Source organism: Spirosoma pollinicola (assembly GCF_002831565.1).
Classification (GTDB): Bacteria; Bacteroidota; Bacteroidia; order Cytophagales; family Spirosomataceae; genus Spirosoma; species Spirosoma pollinicola.
This window is the reverse complement of sequence record NZ_CP025096.1, coordinates 7,457,196-7,469,606: the sequence shown is the minus strand read 5'-3', so window position 1 is coordinate 7,469,606 and position 12,411 is coordinate 7,457,196. Positions and strand designations below refer to the sequence as shown.

Annotated in this window: 12 protein-coding genes; 4 read left to right on the top strand and 8 right to left on the bottom strand. The window is 47.6% G+C overall.

The annotated features are described in order from the left end of the window. Positions 1-18: 18 nt before the first annotated feature. Positions 19-576, bottom strand: a complete 558-nt coding sequence (locus CWM47_RS31470; RefSeq protein WP_100992520.1) for a DapH/DapD/GlmU-related protein — start codon at positions 574-576, stop codon at positions 19-21. A gap of 7 nt (positions 577-583) precedes the next feature. Then, the gene (locus tag CWM47_RS38990; RefSeq protein ID WP_206170559.1) at positions 584-877 is read right to left on the bottom strand and encodes a cupin domain-containing protein; all 294 of its coding nucleotides are present in this window, start codon (positions 875-877) and stop codon (positions 584-586) included. A gap of 212 nt (positions 878-1,089) precedes the next feature. Here CWM47_RS38990 and CWM47_RS31460 point away from each other — a divergent pair, with 212 nt between their 5' ends. Next, positions 1,090-1,977: a helix-turn-helix domain-containing protein gene (locus CWM47_RS31460; RefSeq protein WP_100992519.1), complete on the top strand. Its 888-nt coding sequence runs from the start codon at positions 1,090-1,092 to the stop codon at positions 1,975-1,977. A gap of 113 nt (positions 1,978-2,090) precedes the next feature. On the opposite strand, the gene CWM47_RS31455 is transcribed toward CWM47_RS31460, so the two are convergent. Next, positions 2,091-5,390, bottom strand: coding sequence for a sensor histidine kinase (locus CWM47_RS31455; protein ID WP_240625544.1), 3,300 nt, complete (start codon positions 5,388-5,390; stop codon positions 2,091-2,093). A gap of 303 nt (positions 5,391-5,693) precedes the next feature. Beyond that, entirely contained in the window at positions 5,694-6,023 is a 330-nt protein-coding gene (locus CWM47_RS31450) for a Fur family transcriptional regulator (RefSeq protein WP_240625988.1), read from the bottom strand. Positions 6,024-6,267: 244 nt separating this feature from the next. Here CWM47_RS31450 and CWM47_RS31445 point away from each other — a divergent pair, with 244 nt between their 5' ends. Further along, positions 6,268-7,173 (top strand): NAD(P)/FAD-dependent oxidoreductase, encoded by a 906-nt coding sequence (locus tag CWM47_RS31445; RefSeq protein ID WP_100992517.1) that lies wholly within the window; start codon positions 6,268-6,270, stop codon positions 7,171-7,173. A gap of 330 nt (positions 7,174-7,503) precedes the next feature. Continuing rightward, positions 7,504-8,136 (top strand): class I SAM-dependent methyltransferase, encoded by a 633-nt coding sequence (locus CWM47_RS31435; RefSeq protein WP_100992515.1) that lies wholly within the window; start codon positions 7,504-7,506, stop codon positions 8,134-8,136. 265 nt (positions 8,137-8,401) lie between these two features. On the opposite strand, the gene CWM47_RS31430 is transcribed toward CWM47_RS31435, so the two are convergent. The 3 genes from CWM47_RS31430 to msrA all read right to left on the bottom strand — a co-directional run bounded on the left by CWM47_RS31430 (position 8,402) and on the right by msrA (position 10,286). After that, on the bottom strand, positions 8,402-8,986 hold the full coding sequence (locus CWM47_RS31430; protein WP_100992514.1) for a hypothetical protein: 585 nt from the start codon (positions 8,984-8,986) through the stop codon (positions 8,402-8,404). 395 nt (positions 8,987-9,381) lie between these two features. After that, positions 9,382-9,681 (bottom strand): hypothetical protein, encoded by a 300-nt coding sequence (locus CWM47_RS38985; RefSeq protein WP_206170558.1) that lies wholly within the window; start codon positions 9,679-9,681, stop codon positions 9,382-9,384. Positions 9,682-9,794: 113 nt separating this feature from the next. Next, a complete protein-coding gene (gene msrA / locus CWM47_RS31420; RefSeq protein WP_100992513.1) occupies positions 9,795-10,286 on the bottom strand; it encodes a peptide-methionine (S)-S-oxide reductase MsrA in 492 nt (163 codons plus the stop codon). A 542-nt stretch (positions 10,287-10,828) separates the two neighbouring features. Between msrA and CWM47_RS31415 the strand changes: the two genes are divergently transcribed. Further along, positions 10,829-11,233, top strand: coding sequence for a hypothetical protein (locus tag CWM47_RS31415; RefSeq protein ID WP_157816100.1), 405 nt, complete (start codon positions 10,829-10,831; stop codon positions 11,231-11,233). 77 nt (positions 11,234-11,310) lie between these two features. Here CWM47_RS31415 and CWM47_RS31410 read toward each other — a convergent pair whose 3' ends face one another. Continuing rightward, positions 11,311-12,285 carry a proline iminopeptidase-family hydrolase gene (locus CWM47_RS31410; RefSeq protein ID WP_157816099.1) on the bottom strand — a complete coding sequence of 325 codons (975 nt, stop codon included), beginning with the start codon at positions 12,283-12,285 and terminating at the stop codon, positions 11,311-11,313. Positions 12,286-12,411 lie beyond the last annotated feature (126 nt).

Here is a 12,411-nt window from a genome sequence, read left to right as displayed (position 1 = left end):
GTCTTTCTGTTGCTTCATTTATAGGGTCTTCACCACCTTCGCCGGTATGCCGGCAACGACCGTGTTGGGTGGTACGTCCCGACTGACGACAGCTCCGGCGGCAACCACCGCGTTTTCGCCAACTGTAACGCCCGCCAGAAGGGTGGCACCTGCACCAATCCAGGCATTCCGTTTGATCAGAATAGGTCGCAGAAGGAGTGTTTTGCGATCAGCGGGGTCTAGCGGGTGATTTTCGGACGTGAGCTTGACGCTGGGACCAATCTGCACATCGTCTTCTATCGTAATCCCACCACTATCCAGAAACGAACAGGTATGATTAATAAAGACGTTTTTGCCCAAGCGAATGAACTGACCAAAGTTGGTATAGAACGGAGGGAAAATCGTTGTCGATTCGTCGATCTCAGTACCAATGATGGCACTCAACTGGCTGCGAACCTGATCCAGCTTGGTGGCCGTGGCGTTCATCCGGACGCATAACCGAATGGTACGGGCCACGACCTCGCTAAACCGGGCATAGTCAGGATCATCTTTCCGGAGCGGTTCACCAGCCCGCATCCGTTGAAAAATTGTTGTCATGTTGGGGTCAAATTGCGTACTCACGCTCACTTACTTTCTCCAGCCAGGTTATCACCTCACCGTTTACCTCTTCCTGAATGGCTAGGTGGCTCATGGCCTTCGTTGGCGAAGCACCATGCCAATGCTTTTCGTTAGGTTTGAACCATACGACATCGCCGGGATGGATTCTGGGGTTGGCAGCCGTTGTATTGCCGGCTGGCAGAATGGGGTTCTGCTGGGTCATGGGATCGTCGGTTTTGCAAGCCAGGATACGGAGGAAAACCAGCATTAACGGCAGTAGCAGCATCTGGGTTGGTTTCATAGCGTTGAATGGAATGATGTTTCCTAAACGAACTGTCGAATCACCCGGTAGTCTCATTGACAGGGGTTTGCGAAACAGTTTTTTCAGTAGGGTGCAAAGGTACCCTGTGCCAACGTACGCTGTTTTATACATTTTACGGTTTTGCCTACCACTTTTACAGGTAGCCTACCTAAGCCCGATTTTCGTCTGTAGATTTGACCAAAACATCGCCCATGATCCACTATGACACGATCAAAAAATATGCGGATAGGTTCAACAATCGAACCCAGCATCCGCTCATCAGTCTGGTTGATTTTAATCAGTCGAAGCCCCTTCTCCGGGAGAAGTTTACGCTCAGCCTTTACGCCATTATCCTTAAAGAGACGAACTGCGGTGATCTGCGGTACGGCAACCAGTATTATGATTATGCCGAAGGAACGATGGTCTTTTTCGGGCCTGGGCAGATCATCACCAATGAGCCGGAAGGGGAACCGCATCAACCGTATGGGAAGGCCCTGGTCTTTCATCCCGACCTGATAAAAGGCACCAGTCTGGGTAAACAGATCCACGATTATTCATTTTTCAGTTACCAGTCTCATGAGGCTTTGCATCTTTCCGACAAAGAAAGGGACGTCGTGATAACTTGCTTTGATAATATAACCAGCGAAGTCAGCCAAAACATTGATCGCCACAGTAAGCAGTTGATCGTGGCGAACCTGGAATTGCTCTTGAAGTACTGTTTGCGCTTTTATGATCGGCAATTCATCACTCGGGAGCACGCGAATCACGGCATCCTGGAGCAGTTCGAAGCGGAACTAAACGAGTACTTATTCGGCGAAAAATTAGGTACCGAGGGCGTGCCCACCGTCGCCTACTTCGCCCAGGCGCTGAACTTATCGCCCAATTACTTCGGCGATCTGATCAAGAAGGAAACGGGGAAGTCGGCCCTGGAATTCATCCAACTGCATCTGATTGACCTAGCGAAAGAGCGGCTGTTCGACACCAGTAAATCGGTGAGCAAAATAGCCTATGAACTAGGGTTTAAGTATCCTCAACATTTTACCCGGTTCTTCAAACAAAAAGTGGGGGTTTCGCCGATTGAGTATCGAGGTTTGAACTAAAATTGCATGTCTCGCTAAACGCTCGCCCTTGAGACGAAGGGGCCTTCATTTGTCTACTTCATTAAACGGGCGTTTAGCGTTTCCCTCTGACCTGCTGGTCTTAAAGCCATACTTTAGGTGGGTTTAGCATCCTGTTTTGACCCGGAAGTCCCATTAGGTAAAACAATAGTGAACGTGCTGCCAATACCTTCTTCACTCTGAACCGTTAGGGTGCCTCCTTGGAGCGCCACATACTGCTGGGCAATGACCAGTCCTAAACCCGTACCCTGAATACCTTCAGTATTACCCGCTCGAAAAAAGGTCTGGAATAAGGATGAAAGATCGCTGGCCGGGATACCAATACCCCAATCAATGACTTGAATCATGACCGCTTCGGTTGTATAGCAAAGCACTAAGTGCGGGTCACTTTGGGAGTACTTAAAGGCATTAGACAGCAAATTGATCAGCGTATGCCCCAGCAACTTTTCATCCAGGAACGTCGTATAGGCTACACCTTGCACCGAAAGCTGGACCACCCGGCCGTCCCGCTGGTGACTAAAATGGCTCGCTATGACTTGCTGGCACAAACCGCTGATGTCAACCCAGCGCGGCTGGGAGGTCACTTTCCCCGCTTCGATCGTGCCCATTGTGAGTAGGTCAGTCAATAACTCGTCTACATTTTTAACCTGCCGGGCAATCACTTTCAGGTGCTTTTCAATGGCAGGCGTAGCGATATGCTGTGGTTTGGCCAGATACATGCTGATTAGATGAGCACTACTACTGATGGTGGTTAGGGGAGTACGAAACTCGTGCGAGGCGGTGGCTACAAACTGGGACTTAAGTTGATTGAGTTCTTTCTCCCGCTCCAATGATTGCTGAAGAACCAGTTCGGTTTGTTTTTGCTGGGTCGTCTGGCGGATTTGCTCGTTAACCTGGTTTTGTAAAGTGACTTGCCGGGCCTGAATACCCTTGATCCGCCAACCGTACAGGGCGTACAAACTACCCAACAGCAACAAGATTACCAAACTTTTAAACCAACCCGTCTGCCAAACCGGTGGAATAATATGGAGCTTAACAAACGTTCCCCGCTGATTCCAAACCCCATCGTTATTGGCCGCTTTTACCCGCAATACATAGTCGCCCGGATCCAGATTCGTATAGGTTACCTTGCGCTGAGTACCCGCCTGAATCCAGTGTTGATCAAAACCCTCCAGTTTATAGGCATATTGATTCTTCTCCGATACGGTGTAATTCAGGGCCGCGAATTCGAAGGAGAGTACCGATTGCTGGTAGGAAAGGGTAATATCACGGGTATCACTGATGGGCCTGGTCAATAAGGTTTGCTCATCGCCCATTCGAATTGATTTATTGAACAATTGGAAATCCGTAATGTAGACGGGGGGGATGAACCGATTGTCCCGCAGGCTGTCGGGATAAAAACTATTTAGCCCGCTTAAACCCCCAAAAAAAAGTTGGCCACTCGAGCTTTGAAAAGCGGCCATCCGGTTGAAAGGGCTTTCCTGTAAGCCATCACGGGCATCATAGTTGCGAATGCGGTGCGTGAGGGGATCAAAGCCAATCAGGCCCTTGTTGGTGCCTAGCCACAGTACGCCCCGCTTATCTTCCAGAATGCTTTGGATAACTTCGTTGGCTAATCCATCTTTCTGGCGGTAAACTAAAAACGATTGGGTGCGCGGGTCAAATCGGTTCAACCCCCCGCTGGTACCGATCCAAAGTTGTCCCCTGGTGCTTTCAAACAGACAGTTGACCCGATTATTGCTCAGACTGTGGGGCTTACTCCTGTCCTGAACGTACTGGGTAAAGGTCTGCTGAGACGGATGGAACACATTGATGCCACCGCCATCAGTCCCCAGCCAAATGTTACCGGCCCGATCCTCCCACAGGGCCGTGATGGTTTGGTTGTTGAGTTGGCCCGTCTGCCCCGGCCGGGCGGGGTACCTGGTTAGCTGACCTGTCGTTTTGTCGTAGCGAATCAAGCCCTCTTCGAAGGTGCCCAGCCACATCATCCCATCGCGGGCCTCCAGAATAGCACTTATACTTACCGGACTTAAATTTCCCTTCGGCTTAAACGTATTGGTGGCCCGATCCAATAACGTTAGCCCCCCCTTATAGTTACCCGTCCAGAGTTGTTTATGCCGGTCTTCATACAGGGTAAGGACAAAGTTGCGGCTCATTGAAGCGGCCAGCCGACTGATATCTTGGTAAGCCCTAAAAACCGACCCTCCTTTTTTGAGTCGATTGAGCCCGCCCCCATCGGTGCCCAACCACAAATCCCCCCCTTGGTCCTGTAGCACCGTCAAAATATTATTATTGCTCAGCTTATTGGTGTTGAGGCGGGTCCGTTGGTAGAGGTCAAATTTCAAGGGGGTTACATCAAGCTTATTGACGCCCCCCGAATAGGTACCAATCCACATGGTACCGATGGCGTCCCGATACAAGCAATAGATGGAGCCGCTGTTAAGTCCGCCGGTATTGTCGACCTGATAGGCGTAATAGGAAAAGCGACCATCGGGGTGTAGCAGATTAATCCCTCCATTTTGGGTGCCGATCCATAGGGTATGGGTGTTGTCTTCGGCCAGGGCTTTCACATCATTATGGCTCAGCAAACTCGTGCCCTGTAAAAAGCGGGTACAAAGGCCCGTTACCCGGTCCAGCTGGTTCAATCCTCCTTCCGTCGCCACCCAGAAGCGGCCCTTGGAATCTTCCAGACAGGAGGTTACCCGATTTTGACTCAGGGAGCGGGCATCGGCTGCATTATGACTGTAATGCGTAAAGGAGGCCGTCGATGGATTCAGTTTATTCAAACCGCCCCCCAGGGTACCCACCCAGATGACGCCCATTTTATCGATAAAGACGGAACTGACCTGATCATGGCTTAAACTACCCGGTCGCTGGGGTTGATGGATAAAATGAGTAAACGTTTTATGTCGACTATCAAACCGATCCAGCCCCCCTCCCCCCGTGCCGATCCACAGGAAGCCCCCGGCATCCTGAGCAATGGCCATGACCTTGTTGTGCGCCAGACTGTTTGGTCGACCCGGCCTATGCTGATAGTTGGTAAAGGTTTCGGTGCTGGCATCAAATAAATTAAGCCCCCCATCATCGGTACCCACCCACAATCGGCCCTGTTTATCCTCCAGCAGGGCATGAATATAGCTATGGCTCAGACTAGTGGGCTTAAGGGGATCATTTCGATACAGGGTATAGGTATACCCGTCGAATTTATTGAGTCCATCGCGGGTACCGAACCACATAAAGCCTTTTCGGTCCTTGAGGATGCAGGTGACGTTATTCTGGGAGAGTCCCTGATTGGTGGTCAGGTAGGAAAACCTGCGGGTGGGCGACTGTGCTTTGCTTAGCTGGGCGAACCCTAGAGCGACGAACAGTAGGCATAGAACTCGAGTGACGATCAAGTCGATATCGGTTATCGGATGCTACTTATTACTATGGGTAAATATAGTAACAATTAATAGAATACCTATTGACTATAGTAACAACTCAGCCGATAGTAGTACCGAAAGAAGCTATCGTTCCAACTAAGTACCTCTATTTCTTACCTACGAACAAGCCGAATTACCAATCGTATGCTACTGATGGCGTTGGACAGATAGTAAATATCATTGTTTCATAATTCGCTCCTAATTGAGACTAAGGTAATTTCATGTGTATGAATCTTTAATGAGGGCGTTTTAGAAGACGGACAGACTGTAGGAGACTTAGTGTAAATTAAATGCATCTTCTTGACAATCCTTACATACGCCAGTCAGTACACAATTGACATGGTCTACCTGGTAACCCTCGGCCAAGGTGAACTGAACCGGTATGGGTAAGCACTGGATGGTTTCACACTGAGTGCAGCGGAAATGAAAATGAGGAAGGGGCTCGTTCGGGCCCTCACATTTTTGGCAGACGGCAAAATACTGTTTACCATCCTCAGCCACGATCTTGTGCACGATACCATCTTCATAGAACCGGTTGAGCACCCGATAGATGGTAGCTCGGTCAACATCGATGCCGATCCTGCGTTCAATCGCATCCTGGCTCATGGCCTTGGCCGTCGAGCTAAGCACCGCAAGTACCGCTTCTTTGGCGGGCGTGTGTCTTCTGATCATACTAATGCAAATCTATCGCAATAATTAATGCAACACTGTTGCATTAACAAAAATCCTTTCTACTTTTGTCAAAAGTCTTGGCAAAACTGACCCGTTGAGAAGTCATCAGAGGGGGAGTGCCACCCTCGCTGCATTGGCAGCATCACGGCCCTTATCAACCTTTACTAGAGTAGATCGTATGACTAATACCAGTTATGATGTAATCATTATCGGGGGAAGCTATGCTGGGCTTTCCACAGCAATGGCCCTGGGCCGCTCACTGCGGAATGTGCTCATCATCGATAGTGGACTACCCTGCAACCGACAGACGCCCCAGTCGCATAATTTCATCACGCAAGATGGCCAAGAGCCGGGGGTGATTACCCAGAAAGCCAAGGCTCAAGTCTTGGCCTACAATACGGTGAAATTCCTCCATGACCTAGCCATCAGTGGTAGGAAAATCGATAACGGTTTCGTCATTACAACCCAGTCCAATTCATCATTTCAGGCCACGAAACTCGTCTTTGCATCGGGTATGAAAGACATCATGCCCGACATCAAGGGCTTTGCGGCCTGCTGGGGAATTTCAGTCATTCATTGTCCTTACTGCCACGGCTACGAATATCGCGGCCAAAATACGGCGATGATTGCCAACGGAGACCGGGCGTTTCACCTGGCCTCACTAGTCTCTAATCTGACCCCTCAACTCACCATTTTGACGTCGGGCAAAGCCGACTTCAAGCCCGAGCAGATGGCTAAACTGAAGCATCACGAAATCAAGGTTATTGACGCAAAGATTACGGAAATCGAGCATCAAAACGGCCACCTCAGACAAATCATTTTTGAGGACGGCAAGAAGCTGGCTTTCGATGTAGCGTATGGCAGTGTCCCCTTTGTGCAGCACTCGGATATACCGGCTTCACTAGGCTGTGAACTGACCGAACAGGGCCAGATCAAAGTGGATGGGTTTCAAAAGACCACCCTGTCGGGTGTGTTTGCCTGTGGTGATTCAGGTTATATGATGCGAACCGTCGCCAGTGCTGTGTTCAGCGGGAACCTAGCCGGTGTCATGGTTAATAATGAACTGGCTACTGAGCAGTTTTAACCGTAAAAATCAGTAGGACTATATAGAAGCCGTCGTAGCCTCCATATAGCTTATAAGCTAAAACGAAGCAGCAGATGTATGGTAGAGGTATTTATAACCAATATTGACGAAGCCAAGCAGGTAAAGCGAACGACAAGCCTGCTTAAGGCCAACTTTGCCGACTTGAGGTTCAATTTGGATTTAGACGACTCCAAACAGGGAACCCATTTTCCTTGTCGTCATACTGTCCTGCGAGCCGAAGGGAAGGCTATTGATGCTCAAAGCATCCTAGAAGCCGTAAACCGACTGGGTTACCGGTGCGAAATACTAGAGGATAAAATTTGTAACTAAATGGCCGAAATCTGGGAAGTTAACTTTAAACAAAAGCAAGCCATGTGGGGCTTTGAACCGGCCCACTCAGCGGTGTTGACAAACGATTTTTTTTTAGAGAAAGCCCTAAAAAGCATCTTGGTACCCGGCATTGGCTACGGTCGTAACGCACAGATTTTCCTACAAAACGGTATGACCGTAACCGGTATCGAAATCTCACCGACGGCGATTGAAATAGGCCGAAAGCATTATGGAACCAAGATGAGAATTCATCAAGGTTCGGTGACGGATATGCCTTTCGATACGGTGGTGTATGATGGGGTTTTCTGTTACGGCTTAATTCATTTACTAGGCAATGACGAACGAGCAAAACTCATCCGAGACTGTTATAACCAACTGGCCAAGGGGGGTTATATGGTATTTGCAGCCATCTCCAAGGAAGCGCCTACCTACGGCCAAGGTCGGTTCATTAGTAAAGATTACTACGAAGTCTTTGAGGGCATAAAGATGTTCTTCTACGACGATGAATCCATTGGTGAGGAGTTCGGCGAAGTGGGGCTATTTGAATCGATACGGATCAACGAACAGTACCCCTTCTATTTAATCAAATGCCGCAAAGGCACTCTGGTCAAACATTTTGTGGCTCCCTTCTAACAAGAATAAGAGAGTTGACTGTCCAGGTCGGTAGTTCAGCATTGCCCACTTAGGGAATAGGCAACAAAACGGTAGAAGTTGCAGCAAGCTACAGTCGGGCCTGTAGGGAATGACTCTGTTTTGTCCATGTGTGTATGAAGACAGGATAACGGATTTGCAAGGGTCGTTGCTGGTTTGTTACCCTTACTTTACACTATCTCGCCAAACGCTGGTTTTAATATTTGTCCAACGCTATCCGTAGCATACGGACCCGTGAATGGGCCTGTTAATACGAAGAAACAATCAATACCCACGAATTGTACTGGCCCTCTTCGAGCCTATTCTCGATTGACATCGTTGGCGTCTCTTTTGCATAGGGTTTGCCCCGCCTTAACGCAGTCGTCAGGTCATCCGGTATGGGTTCTCCTATAGCCTTGAATGCCTTCTCTACCGTTGATGCATACTGGGTAAGGGCTCTCGATTTTTGGTTCATATTTGGTATACTAACCTTTACTTTCAGGGTCTGCACCTCATTTTGCCTCGACGATTCAAGATACAATGTGAGGTTATTGCTTAGCTGGCCAATGCCAGGGGAACCAAACTCGTAAAGACTTGAAGCCGACCAGCCTAACCCATCGTAATGCCAGTTTCTTATGCCCCCCCTGCTAATTGTAGCAAGTTTTTTTTGGGTCCTGGCCACATCATTGAATAGCGGAATCTTCAGGGGTTCTGTAGCAGGCGAGGACTTGGCTTTAGCGACTGATGCTGAATCTGCTTTGCTAGAATTAGGGCTTTGGGTTGCCCTTCCCTGGTTGGGTGATGAACAGGCAACGGATAGTAGTAGGACGAGGTAAGTGAGGGTAGCTTTCATTGGAGCACGAATCGTCGAGCAATATAAGTTTGCGTAAACGTAACAATTCCCAAGATGGTAAGCTCTTTGAGGTAGTTAATAAGTGGATACCTATAGGTGGGTTTCGTTTTTGAGGGGGACAATAGCCAAAACGATTTCCTACTCCAGGCTTATCAACTGACCAGTCATCAGCGGGCGTTTAACTGGACGGCTTGTCTCAATACCTGTCAAGTGGGGTCGCACCTACGGACGGCCCCGCGGTACGGGACCACTTGACAGGTATTCAAAAATATGCGTCGCACAAAAACGCTCCTATCTTAGACGAATAAAGCTTACATGAATATGCTTCATAATTTGGGTATTTCAAGAGACGGCTTGTTTTTATTAACTGTCAACTACTATTCGTAGCATACGATTCACCTGTCTGTTGCGAACCGTTTTTGCTCAGCACCGTAGTGTTTTTCGAACAACCGGCCGAAATGGCTCAGATTGCTGAATCCCAGCCGGTGGCCTGTTTCTGCACTGATTGTGATAGCAATCTCGGGTAAATTGGTGACCACGGCCAGCACAATGATGCCCCCAAGAGCTTCGCCGAGTTTAAACCGACGGGACAGAATGTCGGTCGTTTTGGCCAGATGAATACCTGCGAACCACACCATGGTAGCCCCAAGGGCGAAAATGGAGATTAGTGCCAGTAACGAAAGAGGATTAACCACGCCATTTGACCATTAGATGAGCAGCTACCGGTGACACTTTTGTCGTGTATGAAAGCAGATCGAGTAGTGCGCTTTCATCGCTACTTCCGCATGATTATTGCCACGCGGTTAATTCATAAAAATGTCCCGAATCGCTCGAAATGGCAGGTGTATCCGTTGGGGTTCCTGAGCAGATAATCCTGATGTTCAGGTTCAGCGGGCCAGAATTTGCTGAATGATTCTAATGTGGTTACTACTTTACCACTCCATCTTTTGGAATCATTAACGAGCTGAATTACCTCTTCGGCCACCTTTCTTTCTTCTTCATCCTGGATGAAAATCGCGGATCGGTAACTCAAGCCGCGGTCGTTTCGCTGTCTATTCATTGTTGATGGATCATGAACCCTGTAAAAATAGTCGAGAATTTCCCTAAAACTCGTTTTTGCAGGGTCATACGTCAATTCAATTCCTTCGGCATGGCCGGGATGATTTCGGTAAGTTGGCTTTTCATTTTCGCCACCAATATAACCTACCTCCGTATCGGTTACTCCGGGTTGTACTCTAAATAAATCTTCCATTCCCCAGAAACACCCACCGGCTATGTACGCTTTCTTATAACTTTCCATACGCTTTGATTTTCACGTTGAACGTAGCTCATCTCAATAATAACAGAAAAGAAATTACCAAACGCTTTCCTTAACTAGGTCAATTGATTCTAAGTTAAATACGGTAGCCTAATCCGCCTTGTGCCGATTCTTCCCTGAGGTTACCGTGGTTAGAAATTTGATTATAACATGCCAGATTAGCAAAATGTCTTTATTTTTCCTACTATAAACTTACCTTGGCAGCACCCCGAATAGCCAGCGTATGCTACTAAATGGAGTTGACAGTTATTAAAAAATTAGGGTCTCTTGAAACGCTCCTACGCGAGACAAATAGGGTTTCAGAGGTCTGCTTCTTAATTGGGGCGTTTTAAGACATACCGATTCCCTAGATTAATCATAACAGCTTCGGCCTTCGGTTGTCTTACAACTTGTATTAATTTACATAGAGTTGGTGTCTGTTTGACCCGGTTCAGACTTTTGTAACAGCCACGTTGATTATATAACAGAAGAATTTCCCTTTTACAGCTTTACTTCTCCAAACTCGTTACAAAATGAAACACTCAATGCGTACCCTTCTAGTTCTGATGGGTTTGATCAGCTCGACTACTCTACTGGCTCAAGTTAAGGTTACTACCGAGGTCAGTGGTGATGCTGCTACGGGCAAGCAACTTATTCAGGCTAAAGCGATTGGTGGATCTGGCAAGTACAGTTACGCCTGGGGTCTAACCACACCAGGTGCCGTGCCGCCAAATAATGCATCGGAAGTCTTGCTAGTACCAACTCAAGAAGCTGAATATATTGTCTTTGTTCGAGACAAGGAGACAGGCGCTAGTGCTTATTCAACAGTAGTAGTGAAAACATTGGCTGTGAACGAAAAGCACCTGATCAGAATGCCGGGTGAAGATTACAAAATGAATTTGCGTTACTCAGCAACAGGAGCACTTCCGGCTAGTCCAGTCAGAAAGTAGTGAGACCGATCTACAGTATTGGTTATGTCGCCAACGCTGTAGATCGCTCTCAGGTTAACATGTAGCTACTTATACAACTAGTTTTTGGTCCCAATTAGCGGCTTAGACTGTACATCTGTCAAGAATGTGCGGAGAGCTGCGAAATAGTGTTCTGGATCGTCCCACATCGCCATATGAGAGCCATTGGGACAGATATATACTTCACTTTTTGGCATTAGATTGTGCATCTTTTGGTAATCCTCAATCGGAATAAAGTCATGCTTTGACCCTAGCAGTAAAGTAGTCACTTTTACACTAGGCAACCGGCTTAAAAAATCCCATTGAGCTGGTTTCGTGTACTTACTATCGGCCCGATTTGTGTGCGCAAAGTTTCTCTTCAAGGCATCGGGTATTGGAATCTTCCTAATCACATAAGTGGATTGAAATTTGTCCCGTATTTGCTGAAGCTTCAGTGAATCACTGATGGGTTGCCCACGATACCAGGCATCCAACAGAACTAACCCATTAGGCACTCGTTTGGCAATACCCTGATACAACTTTACCCGTTGATTGTACGAGTTTAAGGTCGAATAGCTCATGTTAGAGACAATCAACCCTTTCAAATGTTGACCATACTTAGCCGCATATTCAAGCCCCAGCATGGCCCCCCATGAATGGCCAAGAATATAGATTGAATCGAGTTGTAAGCCTAGCCGAACCTGCTCCACCTCGTTCACAAATCGATCCAGATTCCAGATTGTACTATCCTTTGGTTGATCGGAGTAGTAAGAACCTAACTGGTCATAAAAATACAGTTCTATACCTGCGTTGGGTAGGTAATAGACAAAATTCTCAAAGTATTCATGCGTGTTGGCTGGGCCTCCATGCAGTAAAAGGAGTTTGATGGCTCCGTTCCCAATTTTCTGAGTCCAGACTTTGTACTTACCATCTACGGTGATCATGCGTACACCAGTAGCCCCTATTTTAGCCTGGTAGGTACTGTCTTTACTCTGTGCATGGCATAGAAAAAAGGGGAAGAATAGAATCAGCAGAGTTTTATAAGTAGGGACCAAAATTTGACGTTTTCTAATGATAATTATCGCTAAATAATATACCCTTTTACAGTTAATGTCACATAACATAATCGTAGTGGCTGTCGTAAAAGTCTGCAATGAGTTAATAATACCCTGTTGACCGTA

Excerpts from the sequence above, each read along its gene's own strand:
- CWM47_RS31470 (WP_100992520.1), bottom strand. The coding sequence starts at position 576 with ATGACAACAATTTTTCAACGGATGCGGGCTGGTGAACCGCTCCGGAAA.
- CWM47_RS38990 (WP_206170559.1), bottom strand. The coding sequence starts at position 877 with ATGAAACCAACCCAGATGCTGCTACTGCCGTTAATGCTGGTTTTCCTC.
- CWM47_RS31460 (WP_100992519.1), top strand. The coding sequence starts at position 1,090 with ATGATCCACTATGACACGATCAAAAAATATGCGGATAGGTTCAACAAT.
- CWM47_RS31450 (WP_240625988.1), bottom strand. The coding sequence starts at position 6,023 with ATGAGCCAGGATGCGATTGAACGCAGGATCGGCATCGATGTTGACCGA.
- CWM47_RS31445 (WP_100992517.1), top strand. The coding sequence starts at position 6,268 with ATGACTAATACCAGTTATGATGTAATCATTATCGGGGGAAGCTATGCT.
- CWM47_RS31435 (WP_100992515.1), top strand. The coding sequence starts at position 7,504 with ATGGCCGAAATCTGGGAAGTTAACTTTAAACAAAAGCAAGCCATGTGG.
- CWM47_RS31430 (WP_100992514.1), bottom strand. The coding sequence starts at position 8,986 with ATGAAAGCTACCCTCACTTACCTCGTCCTACTACTATCCGTTGCCTGT.
- msrA (WP_100992513.1), bottom strand. The coding sequence starts at position 10,286 with ATGGAAAGTTATAAGAAAGCGTACATAGCCGGTGGGTGTTTCTGGGGA.
- CWM47_RS31415 (WP_157816100.1), top strand. The coding sequence starts at position 10,829 with ATGCGTACCCTTCTAGTTCTGATGGGTTTGATCAGCTCGACTACTCTA.